This window comes from Streptomyces sp. MUM 203J, from assembly GCF_022414595.1.
Classification (GTDB): domain Bacteria; phylum Actinomycetota; class Actinomycetes; order Streptomycetales; family Streptomycetaceae; genus Streptomyces.
Window position 1 is genome coordinate 101,997 of the sequence record NZ_JADWYO010000003.1, and the last position, 22,704, is coordinate 124,700.

Annotated in this window: 24 protein-coding genes; 13 read left to right on the forward strand and 11 right to left on the reverse strand. The window is 71.5% G+C overall.

The genetic code is table 11. The annotated features are described in order from the left end of the window. Window positions 1-695 precede the first annotated feature (695 nt). The 6 genes from I3F58_RS03240 to I3F58_RS03260 form a co-directional block, all read right to left on the reverse strand. On the reverse strand, window positions 696-1,331 hold the full coding sequence (locus tag I3F58_RS03240; protein WP_240106621.1) for a GNAT family N-acetyltransferase: 636 nt from the start codon (window positions 1,329-1,331) through the stop codon (window positions 696-698). 15 nt (window positions 1,332-1,346) lie between these two features. Next, entirely contained in the window at window positions 1,347-1,700 is a 354-nt protein-coding gene (locus I3F58_RS03245) for a VOC family protein (RefSeq protein WP_240106622.1), read from the reverse strand. 47 nt (window positions 1,701-1,747) lie between these two features. Further along, window positions 1,748-2,617: a hypothetical protein gene (locus I3F58_RS03250; RefSeq protein ID WP_240106623.1), complete on the reverse strand. Its 870-nt coding sequence runs from the start codon at window positions 2,615-2,617 to the stop codon at window positions 1,748-1,750. Continuing rightward, window positions 2,614-4,113 (reverse strand): MBL fold metallo-hydrolase, encoded by a 1,500-nt coding sequence (locus I3F58_RS03255; protein WP_240106624.1) that lies wholly within the window; start codon window positions 4,111-4,113, stop codon window positions 2,614-2,616. Before I3F58_RS03255 ends, I3F58_RS03250 begins: the two co-directional genes overlap by 4 nt. A 95-nt stretch (window positions 4,114-4,208) precedes the next feature. Then, entirely contained in the window at window positions 4,209-4,343 is a 135-nt protein-coding gene (locus tag I3F58_RS29265; RefSeq protein ID WP_275678050.1) for a hypothetical protein, read from the reverse strand. A gap of 507 nt (window positions 4,344-4,850) precedes the next feature. After that, window positions 4,851-5,057 carry a hypothetical protein gene (locus tag I3F58_RS03260; protein ID WP_240106625.1) on the reverse strand — a complete coding sequence of 69 codons (207 nt, stop codon included), beginning with the start codon at window positions 5,055-5,057 and terminating at the stop codon, window positions 4,851-4,853. A gap of 159 nt (window positions 5,058-5,216) precedes the next feature. Here I3F58_RS03260 and I3F58_RS03265 point away from each other — a divergent pair, with 159 nt between their 5' ends. Beyond that, on the forward strand, window positions 5,217-6,527 hold the full coding sequence (locus I3F58_RS03265; RefSeq protein WP_240106626.1) for a helix-turn-helix transcriptional regulator: 1,311 nt from the start codon (window positions 5,217-5,219) through the stop codon (window positions 6,525-6,527). Next, entirely contained in the window at window positions 6,524-7,333 is an 810-nt protein-coding gene (locus tag I3F58_RS03270; protein ID WP_240106627.1) for a class I SAM-dependent methyltransferase, read from the forward strand. The genes I3F58_RS03265 and I3F58_RS03270 overlap by 4 nt, the downstream gene beginning before the upstream one ends. 185 nt (window positions 7,334-7,518) lie before the next feature. Here the strand turns inward: I3F58_RS03270 and I3F58_RS03275 are convergent, their stop codons facing one another. Beyond that, window positions 7,519-8,241, reverse strand: coding sequence for a hypothetical protein (locus tag I3F58_RS03275; RefSeq protein ID WP_240106628.1), 723 nt, complete (start codon window positions 8,239-8,241; stop codon window positions 7,519-7,521). Between the two features lie 665 nt (window positions 8,242-8,906). Then, window positions 8,907-9,233, reverse strand: a complete 327-nt coding sequence (locus tag I3F58_RS03280) for a carboxymuconolactone decarboxylase family protein (protein WP_240106629.1) — start codon at window positions 9,231-9,233, stop codon at window positions 8,907-8,909. 292 nt (window positions 9,234-9,525) lie between these two features. Between I3F58_RS03280 and I3F58_RS03285 the strand changes: the two genes are divergently transcribed. Then, on the forward strand, window positions 9,526-10,029 hold the full coding sequence (locus I3F58_RS03285) for a hypothetical protein (protein WP_240106630.1): 504 nt from the start codon (window positions 9,526-9,528) through the stop codon (window positions 10,027-10,029). Between the two features lie 214 nt (window positions 10,030-10,243). Beyond that, the gene (locus tag I3F58_RS03290) at window positions 10,244-10,894 is read left to right on the forward strand and encodes a histone deacetylase (RefSeq protein ID WP_240106631.1); all 651 of its coding nucleotides are present in this window, start codon (window positions 10,244-10,246) and stop codon (window positions 10,892-10,894) included. Between the two features lie 62 nt (window positions 10,895-10,956). On the opposite strand, the gene I3F58_RS03295 is transcribed toward I3F58_RS03290, so the two are convergent. Next, window positions 10,957-11,118: a hypothetical protein gene (locus I3F58_RS03295; protein ID WP_240106632.1), complete on the reverse strand. Its 162-nt coding sequence runs from the start codon at window positions 11,116-11,118 to the stop codon at window positions 10,957-10,959. Between the two features lie 137 nt (window positions 11,119-11,255). After that, window positions 11,256-11,933, reverse strand: coding sequence for a phosphate signaling complex protein PhoU (phoU, locus tag I3F58_RS03300; RefSeq protein ID WP_240106633.1), 678 nt, complete (start codon window positions 11,931-11,933; stop codon window positions 11,256-11,258). A gap of 197 nt (window positions 11,934-12,130) precedes the next feature. Here phoU and I3F58_RS03305 point away from each other — a divergent pair, with 197 nt between their 5' ends. Together I3F58_RS03305 and I3F58_RS03310 are read left to right on the forward strand one after the other, a co-directional pair. Continuing rightward, window positions 12,131-13,378 carry a cell wall metabolism sensor histidine kinase WalK gene (locus I3F58_RS03305; RefSeq protein WP_240106634.1) on the forward strand — a complete coding sequence of 416 codons (1,248 nt, stop codon included), beginning with the start codon at window positions 12,131-12,133 and terminating at the stop codon, window positions 13,376-13,378. Beyond that, complete coding sequence (locus tag I3F58_RS03310; RefSeq protein WP_240106635.1) at window positions 13,375-14,055, forward strand: response regulator transcription factor; 681 nt, start codon at window positions 13,375-13,377, stop codon at window positions 14,053-14,055. The genes I3F58_RS03305 and I3F58_RS03310 overlap by 4 nt, the downstream gene beginning before the upstream one ends. Before the next feature lie 157 nt (window positions 14,056-14,212). Here the strand turns inward: I3F58_RS03310 and I3F58_RS03315 are convergent, their stop codons facing one another. Then, a complete protein-coding gene (locus I3F58_RS03315) occupies window positions 14,213-14,836 on the reverse strand; it encodes a DUF461 domain-containing protein (RefSeq protein WP_240106636.1) in 624 nt (207 codons plus the stop codon). A 531-nt stretch (window positions 14,837-15,367) separates the two neighbouring features. Between I3F58_RS03315 and I3F58_RS03320 the strand changes: the two genes are divergently transcribed. The 7 genes from I3F58_RS03320 (at window position 15,368) to I3F58_RS03350 (ending at window position 22,696) form a co-directional block, all read left to right on the forward strand. Then, window positions 15,368-15,850: a CarD family transcriptional regulator gene (locus I3F58_RS03320; RefSeq protein WP_003953493.1), complete on the forward strand. Its 483-nt coding sequence runs from the start codon at window positions 15,368-15,370 to the stop codon at window positions 15,848-15,850. 310 nt (window positions 15,851-16,160) lie between these two features. Then, the gene (ispD, locus tag I3F58_RS03325) at window positions 16,161-16,910 is read left to right on the forward strand and encodes a 2-C-methyl-D-erythritol 4-phosphate cytidylyltransferase (protein ID WP_240106637.1); all 750 of its coding nucleotides are present in this window, start codon (window positions 16,161-16,163) and stop codon (window positions 16,908-16,910) included. Then, window positions 16,900-17,394 carry a 2-C-methyl-D-erythritol 2,4-cyclodiphosphate synthase gene (gene ispF, locus I3F58_RS03330; RefSeq protein ID WP_240106638.1) on the forward strand — a complete coding sequence of 165 codons (495 nt, stop codon included), beginning with the start codon at window positions 16,900-16,902 and terminating at the stop codon, window positions 17,392-17,394. Before ispD ends, ispF begins: the two co-directional genes overlap by 11 nt. 263 nt (window positions 17,395-17,657) lie before the next feature. Beyond that, window positions 17,658-19,058, forward strand: a complete 1,401-nt coding sequence (gene cysS / locus I3F58_RS03335) for a cysteine--tRNA ligase (RefSeq protein ID WP_240106639.1) — start codon at window positions 17,658-17,660, stop codon at window positions 19,056-19,058. 110 nt (window positions 19,059-19,168) lie between these two features. Then, window positions 19,169-20,119 (forward strand): 23S rRNA (guanosine(2251)-2'-O)-methyltransferase RlmB, encoded by a 951-nt coding sequence (gene rlmB, locus I3F58_RS03340; RefSeq protein WP_240106640.1) that lies wholly within the window; start codon window positions 19,169-19,171, stop codon window positions 20,117-20,119. A gap of 288 nt (window positions 20,120-20,407) precedes the next feature. Next, window positions 20,408-22,039 (forward strand): DoxX family membrane protein, encoded by a 1,632-nt coding sequence (locus I3F58_RS03345; RefSeq protein ID WP_240106641.1) that lies wholly within the window; start codon window positions 20,408-20,410, stop codon window positions 22,037-22,039. A gap of 81 nt (window positions 22,040-22,120) precedes the next feature. Further along, the gene (locus tag I3F58_RS03350; protein WP_240106642.1) at window positions 22,121-22,696 is read left to right on the forward strand and encodes a helix-turn-helix domain-containing protein; all 576 of its coding nucleotides are present in this window, start codon (window positions 22,121-22,123) and stop codon (window positions 22,694-22,696) included. Window positions 22,697-22,704 lie beyond the last annotated feature (8 nt).

Genomic DNA, 22,704 nt, shown 5'->3' on the forward strand with positions numbered 1-22,704 from the left:
ACCGAGCTTCCCAAGCTCAGAGCGCGGGTTCGATTCCCGTCATCCGCTCCACGGCAAAGCCCCCGGGTCAGCGAACTGGGGCTTGTTTATTGTCTAGACCTATAAAGACCCGCGTGCCATTCGCTTGCCATAAGTGCCGTAACGGGGCGTCAGATTGGGCCCCAATTCGTCGCTCGCGGCCACCGCGCGCCGAACCGTCTCGAACCCCGAGACGCGTTTCGGGTGACCTGCGCCACATGCCACAGAGGTGCGGCCCGGCTGGCTACCGGAACCGCACCCCCGTGCGTCACCTCCGCCGGGCCGCTCCTGTGGGAGCCGGAGGGGCGGAACGATCCTGTGAACGGAGGCGGTCGCGCAGCGCCCGCCTCCCGGTCCGTCGATGTGCGCTGGCTGCGGAAGTTGGCGTCGATGTCGTCGGCGAGCTTGCGCTGATGCTCCTCGGCGGAGTGCTGGTAGATCAGCTGTGCCCGCTCGGACGACTGGCCCGCTCGGACCATGAGGTCCTTCAGCTTGGCGCCGGTGTCGGCGGTCAGGGTGTTGCGTATCGACGGAGATGAACCGGGCGAGTGAGTCTTTCGGCTGATATCGCGACCCTGACCCCTTCGGGTCAACGCCGAGCGTGGTGCTCCCAGAAGGGGGTGTGCACAATGGCCGCCGTCGGCCCGCTCCCTCACGTCCTTCCGGACGGGCTCCCGTCAACGGAAGAAGGAGATGCAACCGGAGAGTCCAGCCGTGTCGACGGGAATCGTCTTGGTGTGGCCGTGCCAGCCGGCCGCCTCTATGACCTCCTCGTGGACGTCGTAGGGGTGGCTGTCCACGGCGACGCGGTGGACGCCGTTCGGGCGGTAGCCGAACTTGCGGGATACCGCCCGGGAGGCGGCGTTGTCGGCGAAGGCAGTGGAGGTGACGCGGGCGGCACCAAGGCCGTCGAAGGCGAGGGCCAGAGCCGCGGCACGCATCTGGGTGCCGTAGCCCTGGCCCTGGAAACGGCGGCCGAGCCAGAAGCCGGTGCGGGCCTCGCCGGTGGCGGCGAAGCCGCGGGCGGAGAGGTTCTGCTGGCCGATGACCTGGCCGTCGTGGAAGACGGCGAGGAGGAGACGCCAGTTCTCGCTGGTCCAGTCGCCTCGCGCCCACCAGTGGTTCTGCAGGACGCTCCTGGCCCGCTCGGCCGGCGGTGCCGAGGCCCAGGGCTGCGGGAAGTACACGGCGCCGTCGGGCACGACTCCGTCGGCCGCCACCTGGGCGAGGCTGTCGAGCTCGTCGTCTGAGGGGAGGCGTAGGACGAGCTCGGCGGTGGTGAGCTCGAGGGCGGTGAGGGGCCAGTGGCGCATTGGGGCTCCGAGGGGTCAGGGCCCGTCGAGTCCGAAGACGGTGCCGAACGGGTCGATGAGCTGGCAGATCCGCCGACCGGGCTCCACGTCGAGGGGGCCGCGGTGGTGAGTGCAGCCCGCTTCCAGGAGACGCTTGCGTTCGGTGTCGAGGTCCTTGACGGACCAGTACGGGACGGTGCTTCGCCCGTGGGCGTTGGCCTTGGGGGACGCCTGGTGAAAGCCGAACTCGAGTCCGTCGAGGTCGAGCCAGGCGTAAACGGCGGTGCCGTTGATGTCGAGCTTGACCTCGGCTTCGAAGATCTCGCCCCACCAGCGGGCTGCGGCTTCGGGGTCGTCGACGAAGACCATGACGGTTCGGATACCGCGCACTTGGGATTCTCCTTGCGTCGGGAAGCGGCACGGTACCGCTGAGATGGTTATTCGTGGGCGCCGTGCAGGGATCGGAGGCCGGTGGCAGCGGTGAACGCTGCCAGGGCGCGTATGAGGTCGTGGTCGTTCCAGTGGGCGCCGAGTTCGCGGACGTGATGCAGGTAGGCGTGGCGTACCCAGCGCGGGGAGGGACGCCCTTGCTGGGCCGCCATGTGGGCAAGGGTGATCAGGTCGGGCAGCCCGGTGATGTCCGGGCGGAGGGTTTCTGCGTCGATGAGGGCGAGGTGCCCGTCGGCGCGGCGGCGGACGTGCTCCGGCTTGAGGTCCAGATGGCCGAGCGGTACGTGGCCGGGTCCGTGGGCGTCTGTGACGAGTCGGAGGAGCCGGTGCCAGTCGTCGGGTCGGGTGATCCAGTCCGGGGACGGGGCATCCAGGGCGGCTGTGGTGTGCCAGAGGGCCATGGTTTCGGTGACCTCGGGCTGCCAGCGGGCGGAGGCGGTGTGGATGAGGGCGACCGACCGGACCAGCTCGTCGAAGGCGTCGGTGCCCGAGAGGGTGACCTCCTCGTCGAGGTGTTCGACCAGCAGTGTGCGGGAGGTGTCGCAGGCGCGGTGGAGGCCCGGCAGGACGTGCTCGTCGGCCAGGAGCTCGTAGGCGAGGACTTCGCCGAGGTAGCCGGCCTCGTCCGCGTGCCTCTTCAGGACCCGCCGGGGAGGGGCGCCGAGGGCGAAGACGGCTGTGCGGTAGCGGGATGTCAGGCAGCGCACCGGTCCCGGCTCGCCCGCGTGGTGGCGAGCGAGGAGCACGTACGCCTGGCGCTCGGCGGTGGCGGGGTCGGTGGTGAGCGGGTTGGCCAGCCACCCGTCGGGCCGCGTACGGGCGGCGCCGTCCAGCGGCCCGTCGGGGGCGGCGGTCATGCCGCGGTCTCCTGTGGGATACCGAGCGCGGCGAGGCTGTGGGCGTAGCAGCGGGCGGCGAGGTCGGGCCGCTGGTGCTCACCGTAGATCGCGAAGAGGGCGTAGACCGGGGAGTCGAGGTTCTCGCCGATGTGCCAGCCCTGGTACGAGCCGCCGACGACGTCCCAGATCTGGGCGCGGCCGAGGAAGACGGCGGCGAAGTCCTGGAAGTAGATCTCGATGCCGAAGGGGTGGGTGGCCATGGCCTCCTCCCGGCTGGTCGTGGCGATCCTGTCCCAGGTGGGGCCGGTGATGTTCCAGGCGTGGGAGTCGATCTCGCCAGGGCGGCCGGGCGGGTCGAGGAGGCGCAGGACGGCGCGGTGTGCTCCGAGAGGGCCGGCCAGGTAGTCGTGGATGCTGGTGGCCAGGGCACCGGTGCGGGTGGCGATGAGTTCACGGGCGAGCCGGGGCAGCTCCTCGGCCACCAGGGCACTGGCCTTCTCCCACTCCTCCTCGGTCAGGGCCGGGGTGATCGGTGTGGGCTCGACGTGCTGCGGGGAGTCGAGGAAGTCGGCCAGTGCGGCGAGCGCGGACTCCTCCGCCACGGGGTCGGGGGTGACCCAGGGGACGCGGGAGGCGGCGATCGGCCCGTCGCCTGCCGGGACGGTGAGGCGGTCGCCGGGGCGGGCGCCGTGGACGCGGAAGAGGTGCTGGAGCTCGTTGGCGGTGGCGGCCAGGGCCTTGTGGTCGGCGTAGAGGAACGGGCCGTGGGGGCTGCGGGGCGCGGTGAAGCCGTTGCCGCACAGGGCGACGTCCCGCACGCCGTCCAGGGGCTTGAGGTAGTCGATGAGCAGGCCGTTGAGGATCTGGAGACCGGTGGTGCGGTTGCGGGGGCCGTCCATGCCGGGCAGCAGGTTGTTGTCCGCGCCGAGCGCGCCGTACGGAACGGTCTGGGCGTTGTTGGAGACCACGGCGAGCCGGGGCGGGGCGAGGACGCCCTGGGCCAGCTGCTCGATGTAGAGGTCCGAGACGTCGGCGTCGACGCCGATGAAGACGTCGTTCCCGGTGGTGCCGGACAGGCGGACCAGGGGCTGGGAGACGCGCTTCTCCCAGAAGAGGGTGCGGGCGCCGGCGGGGTAGAGGGTGATCTCGATGTCGCCGACGTTCAGCGGCTGGGTGTGGTCCACGCGGTGCACGGTGAAGCCCAGGGCTTCGATGGCCTCGGTGACGGCGACCGGGGTGGTGGTGCCGGTGTAGACGGGCACCGTGCGGGCGAGGAGGTCGAGCGAGGGGAGGTGGAAGTGGTCCAGGTGCTCGTGGCTGAGGATCACGGCGTCCGGGCCGGGCATGCCCTCGGTGTCCACGGCGCGGGGTGGCCAGATCTCGAACTCCAGGCTCCCGGCCCCGAAGGCCGGCGCGAGGATCGGGTCGAGGAGGACGGAGGAGAGACCGTCGGTGATGTGCCAGGTCTGGTGGCCGAGGAAGGTCAGTTCCAGGCCGACGGGGGCTGCTGCCATGACGAACTCCTTTGCGCGGTCAGGAAGGGGGCGGGGGTGGCGCGGAGGGGGACAGCGGACGTCTCCCTCCGCGCCTGTGTGCGGACCGGCAGGGCCTACCGGTGGTAGGTGGTCGGGGAGTTGTGGGTGGTGCCGGTGGCGGCGAACGCCGTCACGCGCTGCTGGAGCCGGCGGACCGTCTCGGCGGTCACGGGCGCGCTCGGCTTCGTCTGGGGCTTGGGTCGGTTCATGACGTGCCTCCATCACTTCGGTCTTGAGCGGTGCGGATGCAGCCGCCCTTTCCCGCCGCCGCAAGCGGCGGGTGGTCAGTGTTCAGTGGCGGACAGGAGACTGCTGACGACGGCGCCGCAGAGGATCACGTAGGCGATCACAGCGATCCGCTGCCTCACCACCAAGTCCGGTTCCCTCGAAGCCTGGTCGGCGGCTGCCCTGTTGCGCTGCCGTCTCACCTGGCGCTCAATCAGCAGGACACGGCAAACGCGGGCGAGGGCCCGCATGTGGATCCAGGCCCCGAGCCGCCCCTCGCATGGCCCGTGCGGCAGGAGCGCTCAGTATCCGTGCAGGCTTGGCTGACATCGACCGTCTCGCCGAGCAGGAGCCGGACGTAGCTGCGCAGCAGGGCCGTGGTCTCCCGCACTTCACCACCGGTATCCGGTAGGTGTTGGGCGTGAGGACACGGGTGCACAGAGCGTGCACGGTGTCCGTGGGCACCGGCTCCTGGGCGGCGGGCCTGGTAGTCATGCCGGGTGCCCCGCAGCCGCCTCCCGCATCCCGATCGCCCGGTCCATCTGCGCGTACAGGACCTCCAGCCGGGCGGGGTCGAGGACCAAGGTCGTGGTCTCGGTGGTGCCGTCGAGTCGATGCAGCGCGATCGGCAGGGTGGCCTGCTGCTCGTCGTGGTTGTACGTGATGTCGCGCCGGACCGGAGTTGCATGGGTGATCACGAGGGTTCTCCCGGGGCTGTCTGAGCGGGGGCTGGAGTTCAGTCAACTCCGCAGCCAGAGCCCTTAACAGGGCATTCCGCTAGGCACGTTGTGGGCACGGACTAGGCAGAATCCCGCTAGGCTTCCGGGCGCCCAACTCGACCAGCGGACGGCGGGATGATGGCGAACGAGATCCTGCGCCGACTCAGGCGCGAGCAGCGATGGACACAGGCCCAGGCCGCCCAACGGGTATGCGCACAGGTCCAGGCGGCCACGGGCCGTGACCCCGAGCTCGATGCGAACTGGATCTCCCGGCTGGAACGCGGAGCGATCACCTGGCCCTCGGGCGACTACAGGGCGTCACTGTGTGCGGTGTTCCGAGTCGGCAGCGAGGCAGAGCTGGGCTTGCACCCGAAGGGAGAGTCAACGGGCGCAGCTTCCACCCAGGACGCCTCCTCGGCGCCCGCCGACGACGTGAGCAGTCTCCACGCCGACACCGAGCTGTCGGTCCGGCTCGCCCGGCATGTTGCCGCGACCAACGTCAATGGCTTGGTGCTGGAGCAGTTCGACGCCGACCTGGAACGGCTCGCCAGAGACTTCGTCAGCCGGCCTCTGCCCCTGCTGGTCCCGGAGATCCGCACCCTGCGCACGGACGTGTTCCGGTTACTCGAGGGCCGCCAGTACCCCGGTCAGACGCGGCACCTGTACGTGCTCGCAGGATGGTTGTCCGGCCTCGCGGCGCACGTATCCCTCGACCTCGGCCACCAGCCCTCCGCTTCCGCCCATGCGCGGACCGTGGTGCAGTGCGCGGAGATCGCGGAGCACCCGAGGCTGCGAGCCTGGGCCCGCTCGTTCCAATCGCTGGCCGCCTACTGGACGGGCGACTACCGGCAGGCCGCAGATCTGGCACGGGCCGGACGCGAGGACGGCCGAGGGCCGGGCTCAGGGACGATCGCAGCCCGATTGCTGAACCTGGAGGCTCGTGCCCTCGCAGCTGGCGGCGAGGGCCGCAGCGCGTTGCGCTCCCTCGCCCTGGCCCACGAAGCCCGCAGCAGCGCGGAACGAGACGAACTGCCCGGCGTCTTTGCTTTCCCTGAGGCGAAGCAGTGGGCCTACACGGGCACCACGCTGCTGGCCGTCGGCGGCGACGAACAGATCCAGCGGGCGATAGCCGCGTCCAACCGTGCGGTGGAGCTGTACCAGTCCGGGCCGGAAGGCGACCGGTCCTCCGGGGACTTGCACGCCGCGCATCTGGACCTGGCCACCGCATACCTGGCGAGCGGCGAAGTGGAAGGAGCCAGTACGGAACTCGCTGCGGTCCTCGGCGCGGACCAGTACACCGCGAGCATCACCATCAGGCTTCGCAAACTGGACACGCTCATCGGTAGCGGGCCGTACCGTGACTCACGGCCGGTGGTCGATCTTCGCGAGCACATCCACGAGGTGACCGCCCGGCCCGCTCTCGTCAGCACACCCACGGAGCCGCGATGACCACCCAGCCCACGAACGACCCTTCGGTGACCGACCGACGCCTGCTCTCCACCCAGGCTTACGGCACCGGCCAACACCTCGCAGCCCGCCAGTCCCTCTACCAATGGCAGACCCCGCGCCACGACCTCCCCGGCATCGTCGTGGGCGAGCTGGCCGGCGTCCGCAGGGCAGTGGCGGACGTGGGCTGCGGCAACGGAAAGTTCGTACAGCGGGTTCGCGCCGACCGGCCGGACCTGACCGTGCTCCCCATGGACATCTCGCCCGGCATCGTGGCAGGCATCGCCGGCGCCGTGGCCGCCGACGCCCAGAGACTCCCGATCGCGGACGGGGCCCTGGGCGCAGCGCTGGCCATGCACATGCTCTACCACGTCGAGGACCAGACCCAAGCCGCCCAGGAGCTGGGCCGTGTCCTGGCCAAGGACGGTATCGCCATCGCGTCCACCAACAGCAGGACCGACAAGCGGGAACTGGAGGACCTCTGGCGGCGAGCCTCTGGCGACGTCCTCGGCGTCGCTGAGGGCCCCGCACGCGTCCAGCTCTCTGCCCGCTTCACCCTGGAAGACGCCCCGGCCATTCTGGGCACCGTCTTCGACGAAGTCCGGACGATCCCCCTCCCGGGAGTGATCGACGTGACCGACGCCACGCCGGTGGTCGCCCACCTGGCCTCGTACGAGGCATGGGCCGACCAGATGGGCGTGCCGTTTAAGGAGACGATCGACCGCGCCCGAGAACGAGTGCAGGCGACCATCCAGGCGGAAGGTACATTCCGCGTCACCTGCCTCGGCGGCATCCTCGTCTGCCGATGAGCAGCGATCTCGTCTGGCGTGGGAGGGACCGTGTACGCCGTGCCATAACGTGCCGGTAGGGGTGGTAGACAGCTGTCAGTAGAGGCTACTTCCGCACCCCAGGAAGCACTCCTTCTCCAAGGCGTTTCCGCAGGTCAGACGAGGTGCAAGCGTTCAAGTTCAGGGTGATTCCCAAGCTCAGAGCTTCAGCGGGATGCCCTGTGCGGCTGTCCCTCCTCGCCGTTCAAAGCGTTGCTGATCTCCCGCAGGCGCCCCGCGGACAGGGCGAAGGCATTGCGAGGATTTCGGTAGGAGTGTCCGCCGTCGTTGATCCAGACACCGTCTGCCAACCGCCAGTGGGCAGGCTCCCATTGGCCCTGGTTCTCAAGGAGCATCCCCGCTACTTCGGCAGGCTCTTCGATCAAGGTAAGAGCGGCAAGCGCGGCGGTGAGAGGAACCGCCGCGTCGTCGGGGAGCCGCGCATCGCCAAGTGTCGGAAAGAGAAGCAGGAGGCGAGCGTCGGTATCGCCCACGCCCTCTTGTGCCGGCTGTCGAGCAGCGGACAGCAGTTCCGGCCAGGCCGCGCCGGGCCCCATGAAATGGCCGTCGTCCACTGCGAGGGTTTCCGCTACGGGCCAAGTTGGGTGACTTATCAGGTAGTCCACTCCTTGGTCTCCGCCGAGGTTGCGGTAGACGACGTAGATGGTGTGGCCGGAGCGCAGGGGCACGCTGAACACCGGCCACTCGCGGTCGGCGGAGAGCGCGCGGTACAGCTCCATGGCGGCATCCCAGTCAGCACCGAACGCGGCTCGTTGCGCGTCCTCACCGCGCAAACAGCTACCGAGGTGTACCGGCCAGAACAAGGGGTGGTCCAGATACGCGTTCCCCTCGATCAGAGGGCCGCCTTCGTGTCCCGGGATCTGCGGCACCCGAGGATCATGGCACGAGGCGCGGGCCCTCATGCCCCTGTGCTTTCGACAGGATGCGCATGCGGCACAGCACCACAAGCGCACCAGATCGAGGGGGAAACAGCGGGGAATCACCGGGAAGGCAACCGGCTTGGACAGAGCCGTGCCCCGAGCATCCGCCCAGGTCAGCACCCGAGCCGTCCGCAAACTGCCGCAGCTTCCCGAGCTGAGGGCCTTGAGTCGGCGGACCCCGAGGTGTCCCACGGCCCGGTCGGCGTCGCTTGCTCTGGTCGACGGCATCGGCAGCGTGGTTGAGGCCGGTGGGGGTGCAACGAGGCATACGCGTGCGTGGTCGGTCGGCGCACCCGCCGTCGTGGCTGCCTGTCGTCGGCTGAGGTTCAGACTGGTCGGCTCGAAGGTGCCGGCGTCAGCCAAACGTGCCAAAGCTGGGCCGTCCCTGGGCCGTCCGACGTCGCTCAACCGTGGCCGATGACGACCAACGACGACCACCAGGCGCATGAACCCGCCACTCCTGACCAGCAAAAACCCAGCTCACCAAGCTCCCCGGCAAGAACCAGGGCAAGAAGAAGTAGAGACAGTGAACATGCCCCTGATCTGCACTCACGGTGCGGATCAGGGGCATTTCGCTGCTCGGGGCCCTTGCCGGGCCCTCGGCGGCGCGGTGTCTACGCCCGGCCCTGGGCCTCGGCGTCGGCGACGGCGATCGTGATGCCGAGGGCCTTGGCGATGTTGCCGGCTGCCGTCATGACGCGGGCCGTGCCCACGACCGGGGCGATGGCGACCAGGACGTCCTGCACCTGCTCGGCGGTCAGACCGGCCTGGACGGCGGGGTCGATATGGGCGATGTAGGAGATCGGCGGGGCATCCGAGGCCGCAAGGGCCGCGATGCGTGTGAGCATGAACGTCTCCGGGGCCAGCCCGCACCGCTCGACCGAGTCGACCGTCATCGCGGCGAGGGTGTCCAGTACCGGAGTTTCAGATGTTGTGGCCATGGCAGGTGGTCTCCTGTCGGTAACCGACGGGGGTATCGAGGTGCGTCGGAAGGCGCGGCTCCTCATGCGCTGCGGCGCCCCGCTCGACCGTAAGTCCGTTTCCCGCACGTCGCCCGTCGGGTGGACCGTCCGGGGAAGAGGCCGTACGGCCACGCCACGAGGGGCCGGGACGGCCGTCCGAGCCGGACGGCCGTCCCGGTTTCACAGGTGATTCTCAGCTCGCTCTCACTTCCGGGAAAGGTTCACCGGCGATCGTCGGGGCATCTGGCCGACCACGTCATGGAGGTACTCGATGAAGACCAGGCGAATCCGCGTTTCCCTTGCCGTCGCCGGTGTCGCGGGGCTGGGTCTGCTGTTTCCCGCCGTGGCTCTGGCCGAGGGGAACGACGGACCTTCTGCGAACGGGTCGTCCGTCTCGCAGGAGGAAGGGTCCGAGCGCGCCGAGGAGCACCGGAAGCACCGCGAGGAGCGGCGGGAGCAGCGGGACAAGGAGCTCGCCGTCTCCCTGGCCGCCGACCTCGGGGTCTCCGAGGACAAGGTGACCGAGGCACTGGAGAAGTTCCGGAAGGCCAAGCAGGACGAACGGGCCGAGGCCCGTGAGGAGCGGTCGTCCGCGGAGAGCCAGGAGGAGCGTGCGACCAAGCGGCAGGAGCGTCTGAAGGAGCGTCTCGACGACGCGGTCGCCGAGGGCGAACTGACCCGCGAGCAGGCCGACGCCGTGCTCGCGGCGGCCGAAGCCGGGGCCCTGCCCGGCCCCGGCGGGCGTCCGGGCGGGCAGCACCCCGCCCACCGCTGACATCCCGCGGACCCGCGACACGGGTGCCGGAGCCCCTCGGACGGTCGGAACCGCGTCCGAGGGGCTCCGGCACCGGAGGGAGGGGGAGAGTCCACGGCCCGGCGGGCTCTCCAGGGACAGAAGCGGCACGACCGGGCCCACGCCGGGGAACGGCAGGGGACGGCCGGCAACGGCGGCGCTCCCGGGCAGGTTCCCGCCTGGCAGCATGGGCGGCATGGACGAGGTCCCGGAACCCCCCTCGCACACGCTCGTCTGGTACGTCTCCTACGGCTCCAACACGCACCCCGGGCGGCTGGCCTGCTACCTCGCCGGCGGCCTGCCCGAGGGGGGCGTACGGCCGCAGCCCGGATGCCGGGACCGGACCCCGCCGCTCGCGAGTGCCGCGCTGGAGCTGCCGGGGGCGCTGTACTTCGCCACGGAGTCGCCGGTCTGGGGCGGCGGGCGGGCCTTCTACGACCCCGAGGCCTCCGGGAGGCGGATCCTCGCGCGGGCTCATCTGGTCACGGCCGCGCAGTTCTCGGACATCCACGCGCAGGAGATGTACCGGGAGCCGGGGGCCGCTCCGGACCTCGACCTCGCGGAGGCGGTGCGGGACGGCCGGGCCGTCCTGGGGGAGGGACGGTACGAGACGGTCGTCTGCCCCGGCACCCGCGACGGGTACCCGCTGCTCACGTTCACCGCGCCCTGGCGGATGGACGCCGTGCCCTGGAACCCGCCGTCCGCCGCGTACGTACGGCACCTCTACCTGGGCCTGCTGGGCGCGGGTGACGCGTGGGACGGGGCGGCCGTCGCCTCGTATCTGGCCGGGTGCCCGGGGGCGGCGGGGCACTGGACGGCGCGGCGGATCGCGGACCTGGCGAAGTGACCACGTGACGGGGCCCTGTCCGGCGCGGTGCGGACAGGGCCCCGGTGCACATGGACGCGGGCCTACCCGCAGCCGCCGCCGCACTGGCAGGAGCCGCCGGACTGGCAGCCGCAGCTGCAGCCGGAGCCGCAGCCACAGGCCCCCAGCAGCGGCAGGTGGCGCGCTGCGCGCGGGGCGGCTGGGGCTTCCTCGTACTCGGCGCGGGTCGTGGGGGAATCTGCCATGGGGTTCCTCCTGAACGGGAGTACGTCGTCTACGGCGGATGACGCCGCCACCCATTGCATGCCCGCCCCGCAGGGCGCGTCAACGGCGCACGGATGCGCCCAGTGCCCCGACGCGCCCACGCGTGAGGCGCCGGAGGCTACACCCCCTCGACGGGCGTGTCCGGCTGCAGTTCGTCCGCGTGCTCGCCCGTGACCAGGTACACCACGCGCTTCGCCACCGACACCGCGTGGTCCGCGAAGCGCTCGTAGTAGCGGCCCAGCAGGGTCACGTCGACCGCCGTTTCGATGCCGTGCTTCCAGCGGTCGTCCATCAGGTGCTGGAACAGGGTGCGGTGCAGCAGGTCCATCTCGTCGTCGTCCTGCTCCAGCTGGAGCGCCAGGTCGACGTCCTTCGTGATGATGACCTCGGCCGCCTTGGCCATCAGCCGCTGTGCCAGCTGGCCCATCTCCAGGATCGTGGCGTGCAGGTCCTGCGGCACCACCCGCTCCGGGAAGCGCAGCCGGGCCAGCTTCGCGACATGCTGGGCCAGGTCGCCGGACCGCTCCAGGTCCGCGCTCATCCGCAGCGAGGTCACGACGATCCGCAGATCCGTCGCGACCGGCTGCTGCCGGGCCAGCAGCGCGATCGCCCGCGCCTCCAGGTCGTGCTGGAGGTCGTCGATCTTCTGGTCGGCCGCGATCACCGCCTCCGCCAGCTTCAGATCCGCGTCGAGCATCGCCGTCGTGGCGCGCCCGATGGCCGAGCCGACCAGCCGCGTCATCTCGACGAGGCCCTCGCCGATCGAATCCAGTTCCTCGTGGTACGCGTCCCGCATGGATGTCCCTCTCTAGCCTGTGAACGGGGTCCGGGTGGGGCTGGACCCCCACGCTTTCACGGTCCGGTCCGGACGCGTCGAGAGCCTCCCTCCCAAGTGAACCGGCACCGTCCCCTCGGTGAACTCTGAGCGACGAGTGTTCGAGGAGTCACGGGGACGGCTGGGAGAGTGTCTCCCAGCATGCCTAACCTGGACGCATGGACGTGAACGCGGCGGTCGCCGCAGCGGCAGCGATCGCCGGGTTGCTCACCGGCGTCATCGCCATGCTGGCGTTCCGCTGGAGCGAGCGCGACCAGGCGCGGCTCGTCACCCGTAGCTCCCTGCACACCGAGGCGGTGCTGCCGCCCGGTGTCGACACGGTGCTGTCCGTGCTCCGCTCCTCCGCCGTCGTCCTCGACGAGAGCGACTCCGTCGTCAAGGCCAGCTCGGCGGCGTACGCCCTGGGCCTGGTCAGAGGCGGCAAGCTGGCCGTGGAGCCGATGCTCCAGATGGCCCGTGACACCCGGCGGGACGGCGAGATAAGGCAGGTCGAGCTGGACCTGCCTCGCCGTGGCACCGGCCGCGGCGAGGCCCTCGCGGTCTCCGCCCGCGTCGCCCCTCTCGGCTCCCGCCTGGTTCTCCTCCTCGTCGAGGACCTCACCGAGGCGCGCCGCATAGAGGCGGTACGGCGCGACTTCGTCGCGAACGTCAGCCACGAGCTGAAGACGCCGGTCGGGGCGCTGTCCCTGCTCTCGGAGGCCGTCATGGACGCCGCCGACGACCCCGAGGCGGTCACCCGCTTCGCCGGGCGGATGCAGATCGAGGCGACCCGGCTCACCAACCTCGTACAGGAACTCATCGACCTCTCCCGGGTGCAGAACGACGACCCGCTGGAGGACGCCGAGCCCGTACGGATCGACGAACTGGTCGCGGAGGCCATCGACCGCTCCCGGCAGCCCGCCACCACCAAGAACATCACCATGGCCGCCGGCGGCACCGCCGGCCTGTTCGTCTGGGGCCACCGCGGCCAGCTCGCCGCCGCGCTCGGCAACCTCGTCGAGAACGCGGTCAACTACTCCCCGGCGCACACCCGCGTCGGGATCGCCGCCCGGCGGGTGACCGCGCCCGGTGGCGACCTCATCGAGATCGCCGTCACCGACCAGGGCATCGGGATCCCCGACAAGGACAAGGAGCGCATCTTCGAGCGCTTCTACCGCGTCGACCCGGCCCGCTCCCGCGCCACCGGAGGTACGGGCCTCGGCCTGGCCATCGTCAAGCACGTGGTCGCCTCGCACGGCGGCGAGGTCACCGTCTGGTCCAGCGAGGGCCAGGGTTCCACCTTCACTCTCCGCCTCCCCGAGGCGGGCGCCGCCGGACGCGACCACCGCGACCACGGCGCACCCCCAGCCACCACCCGTTCCATGATCCACAGCGAACCACTCTCAGCCCCGGAGGTCCTTCCGTGACCCGAGTGCTTGTCGTCGAGGACGAGGAGTCCTTCAGCGAGGCTCTGTCCTACATGCTCCGCAAGGAGGGATTCGAAGTCGCGGTCGCCACCACCGGGCCCGAGGGGCTCGACGAGTTCGAGCGCAACGGCGCGGACCTCGTCCTCCTCGACCTGATGCTGCCGGGCCTGCCCGGCACCGAGGTGTGCCGGCAGCTGCGCGGCCGTTCCAACGTCCCCGTCATCATGGTCACGGCGAAGGACAGCGAGATCGACAAGGTCGTCGGCCTGGAGATAGGAGCCGACGACTATGTGACCAAGCCCTTCTCGTCCCGCGAACTGGTCGCCCGCATCCGCGCGGTGCTGCGGCGGCGGGGCGAGCCCGAGGAGACCGCGCCCGCGGCTCTGGAGGCCGGTCCGGTACGGATGGACGTGGACCGGCACGTCGTGACGGTCGACGGCACCAAGGTGGACCTGCCGCTCAAGGAGTTCGACCTCCTGGAGATGCTGCTGCGGAACGCCGGGCGGGTGCTGACCCGGATGCAGCTCATCGACCGGGTGTGGGGCGCGGACTACGTGGGCGATACGAAGACGCTGGACGTCCATGTGAAGCGGCTGCGGGCGAAGATCGAGCCCGACCCGGGCGCTCCGCGGTATCTGGTGACGGTCCGGGGGCTGGGTTACAAGTTCGAGCCGTAGGCCGGTCGCCTTCCCTGCCCCGCCCCTTCCCGAAACCGGGGGGGGGCGGGGTTCTGCCCCCCGCCCTCATGCGCGCTGTGCGCGGGGCCCCGGGCGGGCTGAGACGTACGAAGGGGCGCCGCACCGGTCACCGGTGCGGCGCCCCTTCACGCGTACGTCAGTGGCTGTCGCCGTGTTCCGCGCCCGCCTCGCCCGTCGCCGTGGCCTCCGGGGAGGTCTCCGCGCTGGGGCTGGCCTCGGTCGTCGGCGTCGCCGCGGGGCTGGGGGCACCCGACGGGCCGAAGTCCTTGTAGAAGCCGGTCGACGGGACGACCATCGCCTGGAGCTTGACCTCGCCGGTCTCGCTCAGCTTGAAGGCGACCTCCTGCGCGTCGCCGTTCTTCGTGGCCTCGTGGCCGTTCTCGATCTCCGCCGCGGCGTTGCCGGTGCCGCCGATGATCACGGAGCCGCCCGCCGGGACGGTGACCGGGCCGGAGCCCTCGGCCGGGGTCAGCTTCACCGTCGCCTCGGAGCCGGGCAGGGTGATGGCCTCCAGCGTCTCCGCCTTGTCACCGTTGTTGAAGACGGTGGCCGAGACCGTGGCGGGGCCTTCGGCGCCGGACTCGGGCTGGGTGATCACCAGCGCGTTCTGGACCTGGATGGTGCCGACCGACACGGCGGCGTTGTCCGGCCTGATGCCGAGGGTCTGCGCGTCGTTACCCGCCCCGCAGGCGGTGAGCGAGGCGAGCGAGAACACGAGAGCGGTGGCGGCGAGGGCGCCGCGTCGAAGGCTGCGGCTCACGGCGGCGGCAACTCCTAGGACGTACGGACTACGGAACGATCACGGTGCGGGGTCAGGTTACCGACCCCGGGTTGCCGCCCCGCACCCGACCCGCCCCTGTGGTCCCGGCGGGCACTCCGGAGGCGGGCCCGGTGCCCGTCGTCTTCCGCTCGCATATGCGGCTTGATCAATTCCTTGTGCAGGATGCATTCATCACCGAAAAGGCGCGCGTGATCAAATTCGGGAAAGTTCGCCGCGCCTCGCCCGTGCGTGTGACCGACATCCGAACGGAGCACGGGAACTGGACGCCTTGGAACCAGACAAAACGGGACATGTCGCCTGTCCGGCGACCTCCCGGAGGTGCGCGGCCTGCACGTTTCTGATCGCCTGCGCAGCCGCTCCGACCTGCGAATACCCCCTTCCGGAGAGTCTCCGCAGCACGTTCGCGTCGCTGTTGTCAAGCCCCGAGATATGCCCTGACCTGCGAAAACGCCATTCAGAAGAAGCTGTTCTCGTGTTACCCTGGATAGCCACGGAAGGGGTACCTGTCACATGACGTTCAAGGTTGGCGACACCGTGGTCTATCCCCATCACGGGGCCGCGCTGATCGAGGCTATCGAAACTCGTCAGATCAAAGGCGTGGACAAGACCTACTTGGTGCTCAAGGTCGCCCAGGGCGACTTGACGGTACGTGTGCCAGCGGACAACGCAGAGTTCGTCGGCGTGCGCGATGTGGTCGGTCAGGACGGACTGGACCGGGTCTTCGAGGTGCTGCGGGCACCCTACGCCGAGGAGCCGACGAACTGGTCCCGTCGCTACAAGGCAAATCTCGAGAAGCTCGCCTCCGGCGACGTCATCAAGGTCGCTGAAGTGGTGCGCGACCTCTGGCGCCGTGAGCGGGAGCGCGGTCTCTCCGCGGGAGAGAAGCGCATGCTGGCGAAGGCGCGCCAGATCCTGGTCAGCGAACTCGCGCTGGCCGAGAACACCAACGAGGACAAGGCAGAGGCCCTGCTCGACGAGGTCCTTGCCTCCTGAGCGAGCCGCCTCCCGAGGCTCCCAATCCACTTCGCTCGATCCGGTGAACCGAACACGGTGATCCGATCCGGTGATCATTGCCGCGGTGCCCGATGACATGCTGTCCCCACAGCATCGTCGCCGGGCGCTGCGGCATGTTCGGCACCGGTACCCGTCCACCCGTGCCGCCACCCCGCGCGTACGCCCCGCCGGCGTCACGGAAGGGTCCGGTCAAGGCGTCGCGCCCAGCACTCCCCCAACCGGTGGAGCCGGGGGCGCCCCCAGTCCATACCCATCTCGGCCGAGTGAACAAACCTGCCGGAGTGCACCGATGACAGACGCAGCACGCCCCGTCGCCCTCGCCCGCACCGCCGCGGTGATCCCCGCGGCCGGACGGGGCGTACGGCTCGGCCCGGGCGCCCCCAAGGCGCTCCGCACGCTGGGCGGCACCCCGATCCTCATCCACGCCGCCCGGGCCATGGCCGCGTCCCGCGCGGTGTCCCTGGTCGTCGTCGTGGCGCCGCCGGACGGCGTCGACGGGGTCAAGGCGCTGTTCGACGAGTACCCGCTGCCCGAGCGCACCGACGTCGTCGTGGTGGCGGGCGGGGCGGAGCGGCAGGACTCCGTACGGCACGGACTCGCGGCGCTGCCCGACGACGTGTCCGTCGTCCTCGTCCACGACGCCGCCCGTCCCCTGGTGCCGGTCGACACCGTCGACGCGGTCATCGAAGCCGTACGGGAAGGGGGCGCGCCCGCCGTCGTCCCCGCCGTGCCGCCGGCCGACACCGTCAAGGAGGTCGAGCCGACCGCCGACGGCAGCCCCGAGCGGGTCCTCGGCACGCCCGTGCGGGCCCGGCTCCGCGCCGTACAGACCCCGCAGGGCTTCGACCGGGCGACGCTCGAACGGGCCCACGCGGAGGTGACCGGCGAGGTCACGGACGACGCGAGCATGGTCGAACGGCTGGGCCTCCCGGTGGTGACCGTCCCCGGTCACGAGGAGGCGTTCAAGGTCACCCGCCCGCTGGACCTGGTCCTGGCGGAGGCGGTTCTCGCACGACGGAGGGTCACTGATGGTTTCTGACCGAGTTCCGCCCATGCCCCTGGTGGGGATCGGCACCGACGTCCACGCCTTCGAGGCCGGGCGTGAGCTGTGGTGTGCCGGGCTGCTGTGGGAGGGCGAGGAGTACGGGCTCGCCGGGCACTCCGACGGGGACGTGGCCGCGCACGCGGCGTGCGACGCGCTGTTCTCCGCGGCGGGAGTGGGGGACCTGGGCGCCCACTTCGGCACGGGGCGGCCCGAGTGGTCGGGCGCGTCCGGGGTCACGCTGCTCGCGGAGGCGGCGCGGATCGTGCGGGCGGAGGGGTTCGAGGTGGGGAACGTCGCGGTGCAGGTCGTCGGGGTGCGGCCGAAGATCGGGAAACGGCGGGCGGAGGCGCAGTCCGCGCTGGGTGCGGCGGTGGGGGCGCCGGTCTCCGTGTCGGGGACGACGACCGACGGGCTCGGCCTGACGGGGCGGGGCGAGGGGCTGGCGGCCATCGCCACGGCGTTGCTGTACCGCGTCTAGCACACCATCGAGGGACGCGGAGCCGGGGCACGGGGGCCCGGGGTGCAAGGCCGCAGGACCCGGTTCCGCCCTGTGCCCGCGCCCTCCGTCCGGGCGGGACGGCTTCCCGCAGCGGGTCGTGTCCGTCCCGGCGGCGCCTTCAGCCCGTCCGCTGTCCGCGGGCGGGCGCCGGGTCGGGGGTCCCCTGCTCGAAGGGCTCGGGGGAGCGCGGGGTCCGGGGGCGCGGCCCCCAGGGGGTGGCGCGTGGCGCCTATTCTTTAGGGGTGACTATTCGGCTGTACGACACCAGCGCCCGCGAGATCCGTGACTTCGACCCGATCCAGCAGGGCTGTGTCTCGATCTACCTGTGCGGCGCCACCGTGCAGGCGGCCCCGCACATCGGGCACATCAGGTCCGGGCTGAACTTCGACATCATGCGCCGCTGGTTCACCTACCGCGGCTACGACGTGACGTTCGTCCGCAACGTCACCGACATCGACGACAAGATCATCGCGAAGGCCGCCGACCAGGGCCGTCCCTGGTGGTCCATCGGGTACGAGAACGAGCGTGCCTTCAACGACGGGTACGACGTCCTCGGCTGCCTGCCGCCGACCTACGAGCCCCGCGCCACCGGTCATGTCACCGAGATGGTCGAGATGATGCGCGGCCTCATCGAGCGCGGCCACGCCTACGAGGCGGACGGGAACGTCTACTTCGACGTCCGGTCGTTCCCCGGCTACCTGGAGCTGTCCCGGCAGGACCTCGACGACCTGAGGCAGCCGTCGGGGGAGGGGGAGACCGGGAAGCGGGACCCCCGGGACTTCGCCCTGTGGAAGGCAGCGAAGGCCGGGGAGCCGAGCTGGGAGACGCCCTGGGGCCGCGGGCGGCCCGGGTGGCACCTGGAGTGCTCCGCCATGGCGCACAAGTACCTGGGCCGGGTCTTCGACATCCACGGCGGCGGGCTCGACCTGGTCTTCCCGCACCACGAGAACGAGATCGCCCAGGCCAAGGCCTACGGGGACGAGTTCGCCCGCTACTGGGTGCACAACGCCTGGGTCACCATGAGCGGCGAGAAGATGTCCAAGTCGCTGGGCAACTCCGTGCTCGTCAGCGAGATGGTCAAGCAGTGGCGGCCGGTCGTCCTGCGTTACTACCTGGGCACCCCGCACTACCGCTCGATGATCGAGTACAGCGAGGAGGCCCTGCGCGAGGCCGACGCCGCGTTCTCGCGGATCGAGGGGTTCATCCAGAGGGTCGTCGAGAAGGCCGGGAGGGTCGTCGAGCCCGCCGAGCAGGTGCCCGCCGCCTTCGCCGAGGCGATGGACGACGACCTCGGCGTCCCGCAGGCGCTCGCGGTCATCCACACCACCGTCCGGCAGGGCAACAGCGCCCTCGCCGAGGACGACAAGGACGCGGCCGTCCAGCGGGTGGCCGAGGTGCGGGCCATGCTCGGTGTGCTGGGGCTCGACCCGCTCGACCCGCACTGGGCCGGGGACCGGAACGAGGGCCAGGACCTGCACGGCGTCGTCGACAGCCTCGTACGGATGGTCCTCGACCAGCGGGAGGCGGCCCGGGCGCGCAAGGACTGGGCCACCGCCGACGCCCTGCGCGACCAGCTCGGACAGTCCGGGCTCGCCGTCGAGGACGGCCCCGACGGGCCGCGTTGGACGCTCGGCGCGCGCTGACGCACTCTTGGTGTGCCGTCCGGCCTTCGCGCGAGCGCCCGGCCGGGCGGCACACTGACGTAGGTACGCACACACACGAAGCTTGACGAAGACGGGTACAGGTAGAGGTCATGGCCGGGAACAGCCAGCGCAGGAACCGCCGCACCAGCAACAAGAAGGGCGCGACGGTCGGCAGCGGTGGCAAGCGGCGCCGCAGCCTCGAGGGCAAGGGCCCCACGCCGCCCGCTTCGGCGCGCAAGGGCCATGTGAAGAACCGCATCGCCAACTCGAAGGCCAAGCAGGCCCAGCGCCGCCCGGTCGCCCGGCGCGGCGGCAAGGGCCAGGCCGAGATGGTCGTCGGGCGCAACCCGGTCTTCGAGGCGCTGCGCGACGGCGTGCCCGCCACCACGCTGTACGTCCAGCAGTTCATCGACAACGACGAGCGGGTCCGCGAGGCCCTCCAGCTCGCCGGCGAGCGCGGAGGCATCCACCTCATGGAGGCGCCGCGCGCCGAGCTGGACCGGATGACCGGCGGCCTCAACCACCAGGGGCTCGTCCTCCAGGTGCCGCCGTACGAGTACGCGCACCCGGAGGACCTGGCCGCCGCCGCGTTCGACGAGGGCGAGGACCCGTTGATCGTCGCCCTCGACGGGGTCACCGACCCGCGCAACCTCGGCGCGATCGTGCGGTCCGTGTCCGCGTTCGGCGGTCACGGGGTCGTCGTGCCCGAGCGGCGCGCCGCCGGGATGACCGCCGGTGCCTGGAAGACCTCCGCCGGGACCGCCGCCCGCACCCCGGTCGCCCGTGCGACCAATCTGACCCGGGCCCTGGAGTCGTACAAGAAGGCCGGGATGACCGTGGTCGGGCTGGCCGCCGACGGTGACGTCGAGCTGGCCGAGCTGGACGCGCTGGACGGACCGGTCGTGATCGTGATCGGGAGCGAGGGCAAGGGGCTGTCCCGGCTGGTGGGGGAGACCTGCGATCTGCGGGTCACCATCCCCATGCCGGGCGGGGCGGAGTCGCTGAACGCGGGTGTCGCGGCGGGTGTGGTTCTGTACGAGGCGGCGCGGCGGCGCGGCTGACGACGGCCGGATGTCCGGGCGCGGCGTCCCGCCGTGCCCGGCCTGCCGCTCGGTGCGAGAGGCGCGGGGGAAGAGCGGGCCGACGATCCGCGGGCCCGGTGTCCAGGTGCAGGGGCGCCGCGTGGTCGGGCGCGGGTCCGGCGGCGCGGCGGTCCGGAACGGGGACACGTGCCCGGCGAGCTCGTTCCCGACCGTACCGGGGTTCGTCCTGATCGGGTCTGACCTTGACGGGTCTCGGACATTCCTCCGCCGTCGAGGCAGTGTCCTAACGGCTCATCACTCGGTTAGATGAGTGTGGACACCAGAACGCCCAGGCCCGGGTTCGATGATCAGCCTGCGCTGAGCATGGTCAAGGTGAACAGCGACCCCGCGCAGGTCATCGTGAACCACGCCAGCTTCCGGGTACAGCTCGCCCCGGTCCGAAAGCCCCGCTTCGCGGACCCCGCCCGCGTCCCCGCCATGAGCGGCGCGGCTTCGGGAGGCGCCAGGCGGCGGCCCGTCGTGTGGACCGGCAAGTCCTCGCCCGGAGACCCCGGCGCGACCGGACTCCTCCAGGCCGTGCGCGACTCCGCCGCCCTCGACGCGCTCACCCGCCCCCCGGCCGGCGGCACCGCGCTGGACGCGGGCGCCACGCAGGTCATCCCGCGCGTCGCGCTCGCCGACGACGACACCCGCCCCACCCCCGTCGTCGGCGGCCCGCGTGGCCCGCACAGCACCGAGACCGCGCTGCTGCCCTCCATGCGCCGCGCGGAGAGCGCGTACGACGAGCCGTACGACCCGTCGTACGAGGGCCCGGACGACGGGCCGGACGGCGACGACGCGGACGGCACGCAGCACGCCAGCGCCGCCGACCAGCGGCACGCCTACTACCCCGGGCGCCGGATGAACCTCGGGGTCGTGCTGCTGCCGCTGCGCGTGTTCCTCGGGTTCATCTCCATCTACGCCGGTATGGGCAAGCTCTGCGACCCCGTCTACTTCGACGGCGGCGAGCGCGGCTCGATGGTCAACTGGCTGAACTCGCTCCAGCCCTGGCCGGCCGCCGAGCCGCTGCGCGACTTCGCACTCGCCCACCCCGTGGGCGCCGGGCTGACCATCGCGTTCGCCCAGGTCGTCGTCGGCGTCCTCACCGTGCTCGGGCTCTGGCAGCGCGTCGCCGCCGTCTTCGGCGCGCTGCTGTCAGCCGCGCTGCTGCTGACGGTCAGCTGGCGGGCCGTGCCCGCGTACGACGCGCCCGACATCATCTACCTGGCCGCCTGGTCCCCGCTGATCATCGCCGGGGCCCCGGTCTACTCGGTCGACGGCCGTCTCGCGGGCGAGGCCTGGCGCACGCTCGGCCCGCGCTCCGCCCTGTGGGCGCTGCGCCGCCGGGTCCTGCGGCGCGGGGCGGTCGCCACCGCCGTGGTCGTCGGGCTGACCCTGCTGGTCGGTTCGGTGCTGGGCGGAGCCGTACGGTCCTCCGACCTGATCACCGTGCCCGGGCCGGACGCCGACCCGACCAACCACCTGCCGGGGCGCCCGCTCCCGCAGGAGCCGAAGCGGGAGACCGCCCCGCCGTCCGGTGGCCCGGCGGCCTCCCGCGAGCCGAGCCCCTCGTCCTCCGCGTCCGCCTCCCCGTCGGCCTCCGCGACCGCGACCGAGGGCCCGACGGCCGGCCCGTCCGCGAGCGCGCGGGAGACCGGCCGGACCGCGGAGCAGCGGCCCACCGCCACGCAGGGCACCGGCCAGAACAGCGCCCCGCAGCAGTCCCAGCCCGTCGCCCCGCCCGCCACCGACTCCGGCCCCACGGCCGGCGGCACGACCGGCGGCGGGGACACCGGCACCGGGGACGGCGACACGGGCACCGGCACCGACGACGGCAGCGGCGGCTCGGACGGCTCCGGCAGCCGGCCCCGCAACCCCCTCGGCGGCCTCCTGGGCTGACCCTCGTCCCCTCCTGCCCGACGTCCCGGTATCGGCAACAGAGGTTGCCGATACCGGGACGTCGGCGTTCCACTCGGGGACATGGACGAGATCAGTGAGGCGCTCGCGGCCGTCGGCCCCCGGCTCAAGCGGCTGCGCACCGAGCGCGGGGTGACCCTGACCGTGCTGTCCGAGGCGACCGGCATCTCCCGCTCCACCCTGTCCCGGCTGGAGACCGGACAGCGCCGCCCCACCCTGGAGCTGCTGCTGCCCATCTCCCGGGCCCACCAGGTGCCCCTGGACGAGCTGGTGGGCGCGCCGGAGGTCGGGGACCCCCGGGTACGGCTCAAGCCGCGGCGGGGCGCGGCCGGGACGACTGTCGTGCCGCTGACCCGGCAGCCCGGGCCCCTTCAGACGTACAAGATGGTCATTCCCGCGGGACGCAGCACGCCCGAGCCGCGGACCCACGAGGGGTACGAGTGGCTGTTCGTGCTGTCGGGGCGGCTGCGGCTGGTGCTCGCGGAGCACGATCTGGTGATGGGACCGGGGGAGGCCGCCGAATTCGACACGCGGCTGCCGCACTGGTTCGGTTCCGCGGGGGACGGCCCGGTGGAGATGCTGAGCCTCTTCGGGAGCCAGGGGGAGCGGATGCACGTGCGGGCGAAGCCGCGGCGGTAGGGGCGGGG